The sequence below is a fragment of the Novosphingobium sp. EMRT-2 genome (assembly GCF_005145025.1).
Lineage (GTDB): Bacteria > Pseudomonadota > Alphaproteobacteria > Sphingomonadales > Sphingomonadaceae > Novosphingobium.
In genome coordinates this window covers 172,728-188,474 of record NZ_CP039699.1, presented here as the reverse complement: position 1 = coordinate 188,474, position 15,747 = coordinate 172,728, and the positions used below count along the sequence as shown (strand labels likewise).

The 15,747-nt window shown below is 62.0% G+C and carries 16 protein-coding genes and 1 pseudogene; 13 read left to right on the top strand and 4 right to left on the bottom strand.

Going from position 1 to position 15,747, the window contains the following annotated elements; translation table 11 throughout:
- Window positions 1–50: 50 nt before the first annotated feature.
- Both FA702_RS22515 and FA702_RS22510 read right to left on the bottom strand, forming a co-directional pair.
- A complete protein-coding gene (locus FA702_RS22515; RefSeq protein WP_255504934.1) occupies window positions 51–395 on the bottom strand; it encodes a hypothetical protein in 345 nt (114 codons plus the stop codon).
- Window positions 396–771: 376 nt separating this feature from the next.
- Window positions 772–1,230, bottom strand: a complete 459-nt coding sequence (locus tag FA702_RS22510; RefSeq protein ID WP_136958227.1) for an Rrf2 family transcriptional regulator — start codon at window positions 1,228–1,230, stop codon at window positions 772–774.
- A gap of 109 nt (window positions 1,231–1,339) precedes the next feature.
- Between FA702_RS22510 and FA702_RS22505 the strand changes: the two genes are divergently transcribed.
- The 13 genes and pseudogenes from FA702_RS22505 to FA702_RS23420 form a co-directional block, all read left to right on the top strand.
- A complete protein-coding gene (locus FA702_RS22505) occupies window positions 1,340–1,777 on the top strand; it encodes a group III truncated hemoglobin (protein ID WP_004212701.1) in 438 nt (145 codons plus the stop codon).
- Window positions 1,770–2,045 carry a DUF1971 domain-containing protein gene (locus tag FA702_RS22500; RefSeq protein ID WP_004212703.1) on the top strand — a complete coding sequence of 92 codons (276 nt, stop codon included), beginning with the start codon at window positions 1,770–1,772 and terminating at the stop codon, window positions 2,043–2,045. Before FA702_RS22505 ends, FA702_RS22500 begins: the two co-directional genes overlap by 8 nt.
- 40 nt (window positions 2,046–2,085) lie before the next feature.
- Window positions 2,086–3,297: an NO-inducible flavohemoprotein gene (hmpA, locus tag FA702_RS22495; protein ID WP_004212704.1), complete on the top strand. Its 1,212-nt coding sequence runs from the start codon at window positions 2,086–2,088 to the stop codon at window positions 3,295–3,297.
- 12 nt (window positions 3,298–3,309) lie between these two features.
- Entirely contained in the window at window positions 3,310–3,771 is a 462-nt protein-coding gene (locus FA702_RS22490; RefSeq protein ID WP_004212706.1) for a hypothetical protein, read from the top strand.
- Between the two features lie 249 nt (window positions 3,772–4,020).
- The gene (locus FA702_RS23430) at window positions 4,021–4,809 is read left to right on the top strand and encodes a YbaY family lipoprotein (protein WP_004212707.1); all 789 of its coding nucleotides are present in this window, start codon (window positions 4,021–4,023) and stop codon (window positions 4,807–4,809) included.
- A gap of 345 nt (window positions 4,810–5,154) precedes the next feature.
- The gene (ccoN, locus tag FA702_RS22475) at window positions 5,155–6,798 is read left to right on the top strand and encodes a cytochrome-c oxidase, cbb3-type subunit I (protein WP_004212708.1); all 1,644 of its coding nucleotides are present in this window, start codon (window positions 5,155–5,157) and stop codon (window positions 6,796–6,798) included.
- Window positions 6,799–6,801: 3 nt separating this feature from the next.
- Complete coding sequence (ccoO, locus tag FA702_RS22470) at window positions 6,802–7,554, top strand: cytochrome-c oxidase, cbb3-type subunit II (RefSeq protein ID WP_004212709.1); 753 nt, start codon at window positions 6,802–6,804, stop codon at window positions 7,552–7,554.
- Window positions 7,555–7,569: 15 nt separating this feature from the next.
- The gene (locus tag FA702_RS22465) at window positions 7,570–7,740 is read left to right on the top strand and encodes a cbb3-type cytochrome c oxidase subunit 3 (protein WP_004212711.1); all 171 of its coding nucleotides are present in this window, start codon (window positions 7,570–7,572) and stop codon (window positions 7,738–7,740) included.
- A complete protein-coding gene (gene ccoP, locus FA702_RS22460; RefSeq protein ID WP_004212713.1) occupies window positions 7,731–8,609 on the top strand; it encodes a cytochrome-c oxidase, cbb3-type subunit III in 879 nt (292 codons plus the stop codon). Before FA702_RS22465 ends, ccoP begins: the two co-directional genes overlap by 10 nt.
- 198 nt (window positions 8,610–8,807) lie before the next feature.
- A complete protein-coding gene (locus FA702_RS22450; protein WP_004212715.1) occupies window positions 8,808–9,626 on the top strand; it encodes a DUF2189 domain-containing protein in 819 nt (272 codons plus the stop codon).
- A 2-nt stretch (window positions 9,627–9,628) separates the two neighbouring features.
- Complete coding sequence (locus tag FA702_RS22445) at window positions 9,629–11,890, top strand: heavy metal translocating P-type ATPase (RefSeq protein WP_136958226.1); 2,262 nt, start codon at window positions 9,629–9,631, stop codon at window positions 11,888–11,890.
- On the top strand, window positions 11,887–12,096 hold the full coding sequence (ccoS, locus tag FA702_RS22440) for a cbb3-type cytochrome oxidase assembly protein CcoS (RefSeq protein ID WP_004212718.1): 210 nt from the start codon (window positions 11,887–11,889) through the stop codon (window positions 12,094–12,096). Before FA702_RS22445 ends, ccoS begins: the two co-directional genes overlap by 4 nt.
- Before the next feature lie 262 nt (window positions 12,097–12,358).
- A pseudogene (locus FA702_RS23420) lies at window positions 12,359–12,978 on the top strand (transposase); the annotation flags it as partial.
- A gap of 258 nt (window positions 12,979–13,236) precedes the next feature.
- Here FA702_RS23420 and istB read toward each other — a convergent pair.
- Window positions 13,237–14,046: an IS21-like element helper ATPase IstB gene (gene istB / locus FA702_RS22425; RefSeq protein ID WP_009823666.1), complete on the bottom strand. Its 810-nt coding sequence runs from the start codon at window positions 14,044–14,046 to the stop codon at window positions 13,237–13,239.
- The gene (gene istA, locus FA702_RS22420) at window positions 14,046–15,509 is read right to left on the bottom strand and encodes an IS21 family transposase (protein WP_162832905.1); all 1,464 of its coding nucleotides are present in this window, start codon (window positions 15,507–15,509) and stop codon (window positions 14,046–14,048) included. The genes istB and istA overlap by 1 nt, the downstream gene beginning before the upstream one ends.
- Between the last annotated feature and the right edge of the window lie 238 nt (window positions 15,510–15,747).

The following is a 15,747-nucleotide window of genomic DNA, read 5'->3' as shown; positions in this document are numbered from 1 at the left end:
ACAGCAAAGCGACTAGCGCGCTGCGCGCCGTGCCATCATGCCGCCCGTGATCAATTCTTCCTGGGGGCAGGCTGATCCGATTGAACGACCGGACCGCCTTCCGCTTCCCACCGGTCGACACAGTCGCAATCGTCATAGGCATCGACCGCCAAGGTCTCGGCGCCGGCTTTTGCCTGTGATCCTTCTACAGGCGGAAAGAGGATCGTCAGAAGCAGCACAGAGTTTTCCGCGCCCTTGACCGAGTGCGGCGCGCCTCCTTCGAGATAGACCCACTGGTTACGCCGCAGTTCGATCGAGCTTGCGCTGAGCTCGACTTTCACATGGCCCTCGAGGCAATGCAGCATGATGCTGCCCGGCACCTGATGCTGGCGCATTTCGGTGCCGCTCGGGATCACCAGCCGGATGGTTTCAAATGGTCCGCCTTCACGATCGCTGTGGAATGTTCTTCATGTGTCGTCACGTTCTCGGGCAAGAGATCGACGACTTCTCCGGGCGCTGCGTGGTGAAGGGCCATATCGTTCAATTCCTTTCCGTGTTCGTGGTTTTATGATTGGAGCAAGACGGGCAAGCGGACTGCCGCGTGCGGTCCGGCTTGGAGCGTCCAGCGCGCAATACCTTTACCCATCGCGCGCCGATTTGGAGTCCTGCGGCGATCCATGACCGCGACGCGCGGCGACGACCGTCAAAGGGAGCGGGATCGACCGGTTCACCACATTCTGGACAGAACATGTCACGTTCCTCCTTTTCGGCTTCGATGCGCCAAGACGTCAATCATCCATCTCGCGCCGCAGGGGTTTCGAACCGATCGGCCGCGTTACGCTCGAAGAGCGACGCGAGATCTCGCCGCTTCGTCAGCAGGTCGGCAAGCGTATAGCGGTCAAGTACCGCCAGGAACGCGCCGAGCGCCTCCTTCAGCACGCCCGTCAGCCCACATGCAGGCGCGACCACGCATCCGCCGCAGTCAACGAGATCGAAGCCGTCCTCGGTCTGGCGTATGAGTGCGCCGATGTTGATCTCTTCGGGCGGCCGCCCCAGGCGGATGCCGCCCGACCGTCCACGCACACTCTCCACATCACCACTGCGTGCGAGTTGGTTCACCACCTTCATCAAGTGATTCTGCGAGATTCCGTAGGCCTGCGCGACCTCACCGATCGAGCACAGGCGGTCAGGCCGCGCGCCCAGATAGAGCAGCACGCGCATCGAATAGTCGGTGAACAGGGTCAGTTTCATGGGGCGTTCCCACTCTCTTCCTCAGCTCGTCGCATTAAGATGTATTCATCTTGCATGTTTTCAGGGAAAAGTATAGATGCATTCGGGATACATGATTGGAGTCGGGCGAATGACCGAGCTGGAACTGAAGGATGAGGCGCTCAAGCAGCTTGTCGACGCCTTCTACGCGCGCGTTCGCGCAGATGCCGACCTGGGGCCGATTTTCAACGACGCGATCGATGACTGGCCGGAACATCTCGAAAAGCTGGCGGCGTTCTGGTCATCCGTCATGCTCGCCAGTGGCCGATACAAGGGCCAGCCCGTGCCAGCGCACCTGAAGCACAGGTCGAGGATAACGCCAGCGCTTTTCGACCGCTGGCTCGCGCTGTGGGACTGTACGACAAACGAGATGATGGCGCCCGACGCAGCTGCGGCTCTGCAGGCGAAAGCGAAGCGGATTGCCGAGAGCCTGCAGCTTGCCATGTTTTTTCGGCTCGATCGGCCAAGCGTCGCTGACGGCGAGGCCGGGTCCATTCATTGCGAACGGCGAGTACCCACCCATGCCTGACATTCTACCCTATCGTTCGACGCCGGTGTTCGATCAGGACACGCTCCCGGCCGCCCTGCGGGCACGCCATGATACCAAGGCGGGTGTCTGGGGTTTGATCCGCGTTCTGGAGGGTGAGCTTCGGCTGACCTATCTCGATCCACCGTCGGAGGTTGTCCTGACGCCCGAACGGCCCGGATTGATCTTGCCGCAGCAGCCGCACTTCGTGACGCCCATCGGCGCCATGAAAATGCGGGTCGATTTCTATGATCAGCCGCCCGGCGCCTGATCGCCGGGAAACTCGAATCCCTTCCAACAAGGAGAAGTTTATGTCGCAGCCCCTCAGCGATCAGACCATCGCGCTCGTCAAGGCGACGGTCCCCGCGCTCGAAGCGCATGGTCTGGATATCGTGCATGAAATGTATTCCAGGATGTTCCAGAACCCGGACATTCGCGATCTTTTCAACCAGTCGCATCATGGTGACGCCGGTTCGCAGCCGCGCGCGCTCACCGGCGCCATTCTCGCCTATGCCAGCAATATCGACAATCTCGGCGCGCTGGCTCCCGCGGTCGAGCGCATCGCGCAAAAGCATGTCGGTCTCCAGATACTGCCGGAGCACTATCCGCACGTCGCCGAAGCACTGCTCGGTGCGATCAAGGCGGTGCTGGGCGATGCGGCGACCGACGAAATCCTCGGGGCCTGGGGGGAAGCTTACTGGTTTCTCGCCAATATCCTGATCGCGCGGGAACAGCGCGTCTACACCGAACAGAAGGACGCGGCCGGCGGCTGGAACGGCTGGCGCGATTTCCGCGTCGAAGACGTTGTGCGCGAAAGCAGCGTCATCAATTCCTTTGTCCTTCGCCCCGTCGACGGCGGCCCCGTCATGCGCCACAAGCCGGGCCAGTATCTTACCTTCTGGCTCGAAATTCCCGGACATCCGCCGGTCAAGCGCAACTACTCGATTTCGGCCGCCGCCAATGGCGAAACCTATCGCATTTCGGTCAAGCGCGAGCCGCAAGGGCTCGCGTCGGGCTGGTTGCACGACGAGGCGAAACCCGGGACGATCCTGAAGGTGGCCGCGCCTGCTGGCGAATTCTTCCTCGCCGATCATGTCGAACGGCCGGTCGTACTGCTGTCGGGCGGCGTGGGCCTGACGCCGATGGTGGCGATGCTCGAAGCCCTCGTTCAGAACGGCGCCGAAGTGCCGGTTCATTACATCCACGGCACGCATGACCGCGACACCCATGCGATGCGCGACCATGTCCGCGCTGTGGCGAGCCATGGCCAATCGATCGCGATCACCGATTTTCACCAGACCCCGCTCGAGGATGAAACAGAGGGCAGCGACTACGATGTGGCCGGCATAATTACCGATGAATGGTTGGTCGCCAGCACACCGGTCGCACAAGCGGACTATTACATCTGCGGGCCGCGTCCGTTCCTGCGTCATGCGGTCTCGACCCTGTCGCTGGCGGGTGTGCCGTCGGACAGGATCCACTATGAGTTCTTCGGCCCGGCCGACGAACTGCTCGCGGCCTGAGGGAGCGGAGGCATGGACGACATCATCCTGGCCCGGGCCGTTCATGTCCTGGCGGTCCTTGTCTGGATCGGCGGCGTGGCGTTCGTGACGCTTGTGGTGATGCCGTCCGTGCGCGCCGCCAATCCGCCGGCGGAGCGGCTGGCGGCCTTTCATCGACTGGAGGGGCGCTTTGCGGCGCAGGCGCGCATCTGGGTGCTATTGGCAGGACTGAGCGGCTTCTGGATGATCTATCGCGCGCAGATGTGGGACCGCTTTTTCGATCTTCGCTTCTGGTGGATGCATGCGATGGTAGGGCTGTGGGCCGTGTTCGCCGCGATGCTTTTCGTGATCGAGCCGCTGTTTCTCCACCGCCGAATGATGACATCGGTCAAGCCCGCCGCAGATTTTGCCCGAATGGAGACACTTCACCGAATATTGCTGGGTATCGCGGCTGTCACGGTTCTCGGCGCAGTGGCGGGAAGCCACGGGTTCTAGACTGCGCTTTTCGTGTGGTTCCAAAATTCAGTGGCTGTCTCCCAAGAGGTGATCAGATATCCGCCGGGGCCGCCCGCGCCAATCCAGCCCAATCTTCCGCCCGCCATCGGACGTTCGTGGTTCGGAACCATCCTATGCGAAGTCGATTCCCACAGGACTGCCGCTCGAAGCCCTCCCATTATTGCCGATGCCATGGGTTCCGCCTGACCTGCTCTCTTCCGCTCCAATCGCACAGCAAAGTGAAACGCCATGTTCAACAAGCCATTCACAGCCGTACTGGCGATGACCATGCTCGCGCTCGGCGGCTGCGCGACAGGCGCGCGATACGTCGATCCCCAAGCCCCCATTGCGGAGCTGAGAGACAAGGTCGTAACCGGCAACGCATCCTATCGACAGCGCATCGCTCTGCCCGCCCGCGCGAAATTCAACGTGAGACTGCTGGACGTTTCGCGCGCCGATGCGAGATCGGTGATCATTGCCAAGGAAACGCGCGAGACAGCAGGGCAGCAGGTTCCTTTGCCATTTTCGATTAGGGTGAAGGAACAGGACTTGAAGACCAACATGCGTTACGCAGTCCGTGCGACGATTACCGATCCCGAGGGCAACCCGATATGGACCACGGATACGGTTCATTCGGTCGATCCCACGCGGTTCGAGCAGGATCTGGGGACGCTCAATATGGTTCGCGTTGGTGACCGCCCGGCGGCTTCAGGCTTGATCGGCCCGCAATTCAAGGTGGAGGACATCAATCAGACCGGTCTGATCGACAAATCCAATGTGACGGTGCAGTTTTCGCAAGACGGCCGAGTGAGCGGATCGGCCGGCTGCAACAGGTTCACCGGCGACTATTCGATCGAGGAACAGTCGCTTCGGATCGGACCGCTCGCCGTGACGCGCCGGGCTTGCGTGCCGGCGCTCGGGAACCAGGAAACCAGGTTCCTGGCCATTCTGCAGGATGTGACCTCATGGTCCGTCAACAGCAATGGGTCAGTGCTCTTCCGTGCCGACGACGGACGATACCTGGCGGCGATACGCTGATTCGACCGCAGTATGCTGAAGAGCGGCTGCCGCTCAGTCCTGACCGATCGGAGACGGAGGTCGAGCCAGTCTTGGACACAGGCTTAACGGTCCAAGAGCTTGATCGGCAAAAGTCCATTGCGCCGTCGCCAAACACAGGTTCAAATTCGGCCGCGATGCGTGGCGAGCGACGCTGACCACTGATTTTTTGGTGTTTACCGCGGGAGACGGCAGGGCAATAGTTGGGAACTTCCGTCCGACCCGCGTGTTGCTGGTTCGGCGCGAGCTGTGTTCCCATCGGGAGCGAACCTGCTGCTGCGCTGTCAGCCCGTGGCGATGACCGATGAGGGGGGAAATAGATCGGCCATGATACTGACCTTGACCGAGACCGAACGCCAGATCGCGCTCGCCATTTCCGTTGCCGTCGGTCTGTGCGGCCTCGTTCTCGCAGCGGCAGGCAATCAGGACACAATGGAAATCCACGGCTGGCTGATCCTGGCCATTGCCGCCATTTGCGCCATCATCGTAATCCGCGGCATCTGGGGACCGGAACCGCCAAAATCCCGTTTGCAAAGCTACTATGACGAGCCCATCAAGGCCGGCATCATCGCCAGCATGGCTTGGGCGGTGGTGGCGATGTTCGTGGGGGTCTGGGTCGCCGCGCTGCTGGCATTCCCTGACCTGACGTTTGACAGTGCCTGGGCGAGCTTCGGCCGCTTGCGACCGGTGCACACCAGCGGCGTGATCTTCGGCTTTGGCGGCAACGCGCTCATCGCCACCTCGCTGCATGTCGTGCAGCGGACCTCGCGGGCGCGTCTTCCCGATCAGCTTTCGGCCTGGTTCGTGCTGGTGGGCTACAACCTGTTCTGCATCCTCGCGGCCAGCGGTTATCTGCTCGGGGTTACCCAATCGAAGGAATATGCCGAGGCCGAATGGTATGCCGACATCTGGCTGGTGATCGTCTGGGTGACCTACTTCATCCTCTACATCCGGACGCTCGCACGCCGCAAGGAACCACACATTTATGTGGCCAACTGGTACTTCATGGCCTTCATTCTCGTCGTCGCGATACTCCATATCATCAACAATCTCGCGATTCCGGTCTCGCTGGGCCATGCGAAGAGCTACACCATCTGGTCGGGCGTCCAGGATGCTATGGTGCAGTGGTGGTATGGTCATAACGCCGTCGCCTTCTTCCTGACGGCGGGCTTCCTGGGCATGCTCTATTACTACCTGCCCATCCGGGCCCAGCGGCCGATCTTCTCCTACCGTCTCTCGATCCTGAGCTTTTGGGGCATTACCTTCTTCTACATGTGGGCGGGTTCCCACCACCTTCATTATACCGCCCTACCGCACTGGGTTCAGACGCTGGGCATGACCTTCTCGGTGATGCTCCTCGTGCCGTCATGGGCTTCGGCTGGCAACGCCTTGCTAACATTGAACGGCGCCTGGCACCGCGTGCGCGATGATGCGACGCTCCGCTTCATGATGGTCGCGGCGGTGTTTTATGGCATCTCGACCTTTGAAGGTTCGTTCCTCGCCATCCGGCCCGTCAATTCGCTTTCGCATTACACCGACTGGACGGTTGGCCATGTTCACGCCGGCGCGCTCGGCTGGGTGGCGCTCATCACCTTCGGCTCGCTCTACACGCTGGTGCCGTCCTTGTGGAAGCGCGAGGCGATGTATTCGCCCGCCTTGGTCGAGTGGCACTTCTGGCTCTCGCTTGCCGGCACTCTTGTCTACATTTTTGCCATGTGGAACTCGGGCATCATCCAGGGCCTGATGTGGCGGACCTATACGGAGGAAGGCACGCTAGCCTACTCCTTCCTGGATTCGCTCAGAGCCATGTATCCCTATTACATCGCGCGTACGCTCGGCGGCCTTCTGTTCCTGATCGGTGCTGTGATCGGCGCCTACAATATGTGGAGGACCATTCGCGCCGCCTCGGCCCAGGCGCCGTTCGAAGGCGACGTCCCGCTACAGGCCGCGACGGCGGCGGGGAGGGCCTGAGCCGTGGCGGAACTGTTTCATCGCAAGCTCGAACGTTCGGCGATCGGCTTCGTGCTCGCCATCATCGCGGCTGCCAGTGTCGGCGGCCTCGTCGAGATCGCTCCGCTTTTCACGATCGACGAGACGGTCGAGGAGGCGCCAGACATGCGGCTCTACACGCCGCTCGAACTGGCGGGGCGAAACATCTATGTGCGCGAAGGATGCTATGCCTGTCACAGCCAGATGATCCGGACGCTGCAGGACGAAGTTGAGCGCTATGGTCCCTATTCGCTCGCGGTCGAATCCAAATATGACCATCCGATGCTCTGGGGTTCGAAGCGCACCGGACCCGACCTCGCCCGCGTTGGCGGCAAATATTCCGATTTCTGGCACGTCGCCCATCTGACCAATCCGCGCGATGTGGTGCCCGATTCCAATATGCCGGCCTATCCCTGGCTGGCGCGGACGCCCTTGCGCCTCGCTGATCTGCCCTTGCACCTCAAGGCGCTGCGGGCCGCGGGGGTGCCCTACACCGATGCCATGATCGAGAATGCGAGCGTCGATGCCTTCGACCAGGCGACACCGGAAAGCTCGACCTCGTCCGGTATCACCGAGCGGTATGGCGAAGAAACGCAGGTTCGCGTGTTCGACGATGTGGCGACCGAGGTCACCGAGATGGACGCGCTCGTCGCCTATCTTCAGGTTCTCGGCCGGCTGACCGACGTGCCGTACAAGAATACGGCCGCGCCGCAGAAGCCGCCAGAGCCGGTGAAATGACATGAGGAGGCAGGCATGGACATAAGCCACGAGGCTCTTGTTGCATTCTCGAAAAGCTGGGGGCTGTTCTACCTCATCGGTCTGATGATCGGTGTCCTCATTTATACGTTCCGGCCGTCCAATCGTGGCAAGTTCAACCGAGCCAAACAAAGCGTTCTCGATCAGGACGACAAGCCATGGACGTAGAGCGCGATCCCGTCAGCGGTCATGAAACGACCGGCCATGTCTGGAATGGCATCAAGGAGCTCGATACGCCGGTCCCCAAGGGTGTGCTGATTTTTCTGATCGTCACCCATCTCTTCGCTTTCGCCTGGTGGATTCTCATGCCGACTTGGCCCTTGGGCGACACCTACACCAAGGGAATTCTCAACATCGACCAGCGCACCTCGGTCGAAAAGCACCTGGTCGATTCGCAGGCGGGACGGGCCGACTGGATAAAGCGGATCGAAAGCGAGAACCTCGAGCAGATCGCGGCCGACCCCCGGCTCATGACCATCGTGCGTAGCACCGGCCACCGGTTGTTCGGCGACAACTGCGCCGCCTGCCACGGCATTAATGCCAAGGGGGGTTATGGTTATCCCGATCTGACCGATGACGACTGGATCTGGGGCGGCGACCTTGAGACGATCGCGCAGACCATGCGCGTTGGGGTCAATGTGGAGCATCCGCAGGGGCGCGTCTCGCAGATGCCCTCGTTCGGACGCGACGGGATACTCGATGCCGATCAGGTCAGTCTGGCGGCCAACTATGTCTACGCCTTGTCGCATCCCAAGTTCGTGACGAATGCCAATCGGACGTCGATTGTATCGGGGCGCGAGGTCTTCATGGCCAATTGCGCGATTTGCCATGGCGAGGATGCGCGCGGGAAGCGCGATGTCGGCGCTCCCAATCTGACGGACGCGCGTTGGATCTATGGAGGAGACATCGATCAGATCGTGGAGACCGTCCATGGCGGACGCCAGGGGCATATGCCGACATGGGACGAGCGGCTTACGGACTCGGATATCAAGATATTGGCGCTCTATGTTCATTCGCTGAGCGCGCCTCAGCGATGACGGCCATGCGATCCCGATCCCGGTGGCTGGTCTGGACGCTGGTGGCAGCAGGCCTTTTGCTGTTCGTTCTTGCGAACGCGCATTTTTTCTACGTCGCCTTTCGCTCGCAGCCCGAATGCGTGGGACATTTGAAGGAACGCGCGAACGGGAGCGGGCAGTATCGCGCGGCGAAATCGGCATGCTGAAAGGTAGCGGGACATGAGCGATAAAAGCCCCTCTTATGGCTTGCTGAGCCAGACCTCGGGCATCGAGGAGACGAAGAGCGCGCGGTTTCAGCGCCATCTTCCCGCTTCCATCGGCTTCCAATGGCTCAAGGCCGGATGGCAGGATCTTTTCCATCGGCCGATGCCGAGCCTGGCCTACGGTCTGGGCATTTTCCTTCTGTCTCTCGCTGCTGTCGCGATGCTCGCGCTGTATGGCCGCGACTATATTCTTTTTCCCGCGCTCGCCGGCTTCATGATCATTGCCCCGCTGCTGGCCATCGGACTCTATGAGAAAAGCCGCAACCGAGAAGCGGGACGCGATACGTCGCTGCGCGAAATGCTCCTGGTGAAACCGGCGGCGGGCCCGCAGGTGCTTTTCACCGGGGTCCTGCTCAGCCTGCTGATGCTACTGTGGATGCGATCCGCGGTGCTCATCTATGCGTTGTTCTTCGGCGTGCGCCCCTTTCCCGGCCTGCCTCACATAACCGCCTTCCTGCTGACCGAGCCGGTGGGATGGATTATTCTCGGCGTCGGCACGGCGGTGGGCGGCCTGTTCGCCTCATTCGCTTTTGCGATCAGTGTTTTTGCCATTCCGATGCTCCTCGATCGCAAGGTCGATGCGCTCACGGCGATGGGAACAAGCACGGCGCTCGTCTGGAACAACCTTGCGCCGATGATCGTCTGGGGCGCCATCGTCCTTGCGCTTTTCATACTCTGCGCGGCTACGGGCTTGATCGGCCTCATCGTCATCTTCCCGTGGCTTGGACATGCCACATGGCATGCCTATCGCGCGGTCTCAGACACGCAGGCCTAGACATGGCCAGCCATGCCATGCCTGCCGTCCAGGCGCCGACATCATTGACCGGGCAATCGGTCGATGAACTCATCTTCGCCAGCCAATCGCTGGATGACGGAACGATGAGGACGCAACTGTCGGTCCCGACCGCGCATTGCGGCGGATGCATGGCGAAGATCGAGCGCATCCTTGGTAACCTCGAGGGCGTCGTAGCGGCTCGGGTCAATCTATCGACGCGGCGTGTGACCGTCACATGGCGGCAAGCGCAAACCGCGAGTGCACCGCCTTTGCTGGCAACGCTGAACGAGGCGGGCTTCGAGGCAAATCTTCTCAGCCAACCGGACGAACGCGCCGATCCCGAAAAGCGCCGGCTGATCGTCGCGACAGCGGTCGCCGGCTTCGCGGCGATGAACATCATGCTGCTTTCGGTGTCGGTCTGGTCAGGCGCCGACCCCGCTACGCGGCAGCTGTTCCATCTCATCTCGGCGCTGCTCGCGCTTCCCGCGGTATTCTTTTCGGGGCGCATCTTCTTCTTGTCGGCATGGTCGGCATTGCGCGCGGGACGCACCAATATGGATGTGCCCATCTCGATCGGCATCGTCCTGACACTGGGTCTCAGCATCTACGACACGCTGCATTTCGGACGCCATGCCTATTTCGACGCGGTCGTGACGCTGATCTTTTTCCTGCTTGTCGGACGAACGCTCGACCATGCCATGCGTGACAAGGCCCGTTCGGCCGTGCTCGGGCTGACGCGAATGACGCCTGCGGGCGCGAATGTAATCGGCACGGATGGATCGCGCGCTTTTAGACCGCTCGAGGATGTCTCGGTGGGTGATGTCATCCTCGTCGCGCCAGGCGAGCGTGTTCCGCTGGATGGTCTTGTCCTTGCGGGCGAGGGCGATCTCGACACTGCCGCGGTCACGGGCGAGGCGATGCCGGTGCCGGTACGACCGGGAAGCACGCTCGTTTCGGGCATGCTGAATCTCAATGGTTCGCTCAAGGTGCGTGTGACCAACAGCCGCGCGCGGTCCTTTCTATCCGAAATGGTGCGAATGATGGAAGCGGCCGAGCAGGGCAGAGCACGCTATCGCCGTCTCGCCGACCGTGTTGCGGCCTATTACTCGCCGATCATCCATTCGCTGGCCTTGGCCGTGTTTGCCGGGTGGTTCCTTGACACAGGCGATTGGCATCGGGCGCTGACCATTGCCATTTCGGTGCTCATTGTGACCTGTCCCTGCGCGCTTGGTCTCGCCATACCCATGGTTCAGGTCGCCGCGGCGAAGCGCTTGTTCGAGCACGGCATCGCGCTCAAGGATGGAAGCGCGCTCGAGCGGCTTGCACAGGTCGATACCGTGATTTTCGACAAGACCGGCACGCTCACTCATGGCGATTTGCGAGTGAGCAAGATCGCCATCGATGAACCCTATCGCGCAATCGTGATGGCGCTGGCGTCGCGTTCCAACCATCCCGTCGCACGCGCGATTGCCGCCAACGGCGGCGCCTTGTCCGGCCTCGATCTGGACAGTTTTTCCGAGCTGCCGGGCCGGGGTTTGGAGGGCCAGCGGAACGGCCATCTGTTTCGCCTGGGGCGTGCCGATTGGGCTTTGAATCCAGGCACGGGCGAGAGTGGCGGTTTCCAGACCGTGTTCTCGGTCGATGGTGAGCTTGCCGGCCATTTTGCCTTCTTGGACGTTGAAAAGACGAGTGCGCGGGAAGCGGTGGCCAAGCTTGACGCGCTTGGGCTGCCTATCGAACTGCTTTCGGGCGATCACATTGCTTCTGTGTCGGGGTTCGCGAACGCGATCGGTATCGCCCACTGGCGTGCCGGATTGCTGCCGCAGCATAAGGTGGAGCGGCTTCAGGCGCTGGCGGACAGTCAGCGCCTGACCTTGATGGTGGGTGATGGGCTGAACGATGGACCGGCACTGGCGGCGGCGCACGTTTCGATGGCTCCTTCCAATGCCGCCGACATCGGTCGGGCGGCCGCGGATATTGTTTATCTCGGCCAGGATCTCGATGCGGTTCCGCGCGCTGTGCAGATCGCGCGCGCGGCCCGGCAACGTGTCCGCCAGAACCTGGCGCTTTCCGTCGGTTATAACCTTTTGGTGATTCCTGTGGCCATGGCGGGCTATGTCACCCCACTGCTTGCTGCCGTCGCCATGTCGCTTTCGTCGATTTCGGTCGTTGCGAACTCTCTGCGAATTCCCGCAGCACGCGGATCACGGCTTAGCAGGCGAGCGCCGGCACCGACCCTCGTTCCCCTGGCCGCTACCCGATGAGCGGGATCCTGTGGCTGGTGCCGGTCGCGCTGCTGATGGGCCTTGCTGGGCTGGGCGCCTTTCTTTGGTCGATGCGCACCGGGCAGTATGATGATCTGGATGGAGCGGCCGAGCGAGTCGTGACCGACGCCAAGTCAGACCAGCCTCTTGTCGAACCTGATGATTGGCGCCCCGAAACCGAGGGCGAGGCAAATCGTTTGCGATAAGGATGGTGGTGTGGACACCATTGGGCAAAGGACGAAGTGATGATGCAGGCACCGAGTTGGAATTGGGTGGGCGTCCTTGCCTTCATCTGCGGGGCGGCGGTCATCATTCCCAGCCTTGTCGCGCTTGCACTCAGTCTTGCCGCTGTTGCCCGAAACCTCCTGTGAGGCTGGCATCGGTCTGACGGAGGGATAGTGGTCTACCTTGGAAAAACTGGTCCAATTCTGAAGAGAGCCCATTTGGGCATGAGAATTGGAGAAATGTATGGGACGTCAGAGGTTTACGCCGGAGCAGATCATAGCGAAGCTGCGTGAAGTAGAGGTGATTGTGGGGCGAGGCGGCACAGCGGTGGAGGCTTGCCGCCAGATCGGGATCGCGGAGCAGACGCTATATCGGTGGCGCAAGGAATATGGCGGGCTGAAGGTCGACCAGGCGCGGCGAATGAAGGATCTGGAGCGCCAGAATGCGCGGCTGAAGAAGCTGGTGGCCGACCTCGCGCTCGACAAGGCGATCCTGCAAGAGGCGTCGAAGCTGACTTTTTGAGTCCCTCCCGTCGCCGTGAGGCGATCGAGCAGATCCGTCGCGCGTTGCCGGTATCGGAGCGACGGACCTGCCGTGTTCTGGGCCAGCATCGTTCGACACAGCGCCATCCACCGAAGGATGATGCCGACGAGCGGCGGCTAACAGCCGACATCATCGCGCTGGCCAAGGACTATGGCCGGTATGGCTATCGCCGCATCCATGTCTTGCTGGGCCAGGCGGGCTGGCAGGTCAGCCTGTCAGTGGTTGAGCGTATCTGGCGGCGGGAGGGTCTTAAAGTGCCGAAGCGGCAACCGAAACGGCGGCGGCTCTGGCTCGGCGACGGATCGTGCATCCGGCTGCGTGTAGCGCGACGATTACGGAGTCCGGTCGGCGTCAATTATGATGGCCGATAGGTGGCCGCGCCGGTTGGTGAATTCTGGCTACCATTTGCTGTTGCGGGGAGCAACCGTCGAGCGACAATTACGACGCTGGGTAATTGTCGCTGACGCTGGCCGGAAGCGAGGGTCTGAAGCGCATGGGATGGTTGGCATGTAATTGCCGCTGGCGACAATTACCCGTTGCCTCAGCAAGGGTGCTCCCGAGCGCGAAGCCAGCGACAATTATGATGGCCGGTCCGGGGCGCCATTCGGCGGGTCGTAATCGCCGGCGTTGATACGGGCGACGGCGGAACGTTTGCGGTAGCTTTCGCCGTTCATCTCGATGATGATCGAGTGGTGCACGAGGCGGTCGATCGCGGCGACAGTCATAGCGGGATCAGGGAAGACGTTGTCCCATGCCGAAAATGGCTGGTTGGCGGTAATGGCGAGCGAGTGGCGTTCGTAGCGGTGGGCGATGAGCTCGAACAAGGCGCTGGTCTCGACCTGGTCCTTGCGGACGTAGGACAGATCGTCGAGCACGATGAGATCGAACTTGTCGAGCTTGTCGAGCATGGCGGGTAGGCTGAGGTCGCGGCGCGCGGACTGGAGCTTCTGGACCATGTCGGTGGTGGAGCAGAACAGGACGCGCCGCCCCGTGTCGATGAGGGCATGACCAATGGCAGCAACTGCGTGCGTCTTGCCGGTCCCGCTCTGGCCGAACAGCAGCAGGTTGCCGCCGCTCTCGATCCAGTCGTCACCGGCGGCGAGGGACAAGAGGTGCGGTTTGCGGATGCCGGGGGCTGCGTCGAAATCGAAGGTGGCGAAGGTCTTGCCTGCGGGCAAGCCGGACTGGTCGCGATGGCGCTGGATGCGCCGGGAGGAGCGATCGGCCATCTCGATCTCGAGAAGCGAGGCCAGCAGGTTGGCGGCCGGCCAGCCATCGCGATCGGCGGTGTCGGTGAGGCGCTTCCAGTTGCGGTTGATACTCGGCAGGCGCAAGGCCTTGAGCAGGGTAGGCAGCACGGCGGCGGCCTGGTCCTTGGTGCGGGTCATCAGTACACCTCCCCGCTGGCGATCAAGCTGTTGTAGCTGTGCAGATCGGGAGGCGGGATAGTGACATCGCGCTGCGATCTTGCGGTTGGCAGGAACTCGTCCCTGAGCGCATCGACATCGGGCAAGCGCCCTCTGTCGAGTGCCTCATCGATCCGCCGGGCCAGCACGTCGACACAGTCGCCCCTGGCGGCGATATCGAGCAGCGCGACGGCATCGCGGCAGGCCTGCCGTCCATCGAGTTGGGCATCGAAGGCTTGCCAGGCCCGCCGGTAGGCGTGATCGGGGAACAGGGCTTCGCGGTAGACGAGGTTGCGCAGCGCACCAGGCTTGCGGCGCAGGTTACCGATCATGTGCCGGAAATCGATGCTGTGCCCCCGGTGGGGATGGCTGATCCGCACACGCGGCGTGGACATTACCCTGTCCGGACCGAGGAAGAGCTCAATGCGATCGTCAAAGAGATGCGCGTTGAGGCGCCGTCCGACGAGGCGGGAAGGCACCGAATAGGTAACCCGATCGATGGCGACGGTGCCGTTGCGGGTGACATCGACGGTGACCATGGCGAAATCGGTGGTTCGCCTTGCGGGCAGCGCCTTGAGTACCCTGCGTTCTGCATCGATGTGCGCAGCATGCCGCCGGTTCTGTCTGGCGACCTGCGCCTCAACGAACTCGCGCCAGGCCTCGATGCTGACGAAATCGCGGCTTCCCCGCCGGCGTAAGGCCTGATCGAGCCGTCGCTTGAGATGGGCATGGGGACCTTCGATCGATCCGTTCTCGTGCGCCTCGCCGCGGTTGTTGCGGGTAGCGAGCATGCCGTAATGACGGCACAGCTCGTCATAGCTTCGGGTAAAATCCCGCTGCGCATCGGCGTCGAGGTTTTTGTAGGCGGCTGACAGGGAATCGCTGCGGTGTTCGGCCGGCGCGCCGCCCAGCTTCCACAAGGCATCCTGCAGGTGCTCCGAAAGGGCGGCAAAGCTCTCCCCGCCCAGCACGACAGCCGCATGCTCCCAGCCACTCGCCGCCAAGCGGAAGTGGTAAAGGCGATAGGCCAGGGTCTCGCCGGCAACGGTGACCTTGAGACTGTCGCATACCGTGAAATCCGACAGGCCCTGCCGACCGGGCTCATGATGCTGCGGGAAGAAGATCTCCTTCTCGCCGCCGTGCAGTGCCCGCCAGCGGGCGATCCGGCGTTCAAGTGTTCGTCGTATCGCATCGGGAACAGCATCCTCGCCGAACTCGTCCTGGAGCGTCTCGAAGACCGTGACGGCAATGATACCGTCGATCTGGAGCAACTCCTCGACGCGTGGCCAGAATGGCTCGAGCGGATCGGCGCGGGTGCGCCAGTGGCGCTCCTTCTTCTTCTGGGACGGAAGCTGCGGATCGTTCTCGATCCGGCGTGCGCTGCGCTCGCTGATACCGGCCTTGGCAGCCGCGACGGCCTGGGTGTGTTGGCGACGATGGGTCATGAAGAGAAATACCTGCTGATCGGAAATGTGGTGGCCCGGCATCGCAAACCCATCGCTCGTTGTTCGATGAGTGTTCCGATACCACCGCCCGCCACAGCCCCGATCAGCCCCCCCGAAAGAAGGGGAAAAAGATCGCCACCGGTTGTCTGGTCCGCTCTCCGGTCGGGGCTACGCCCCTCCCTACGATCAGCCCAGACAACCGATCCTACCGGCCATCATAGTTGCCGCTCAACCGGCC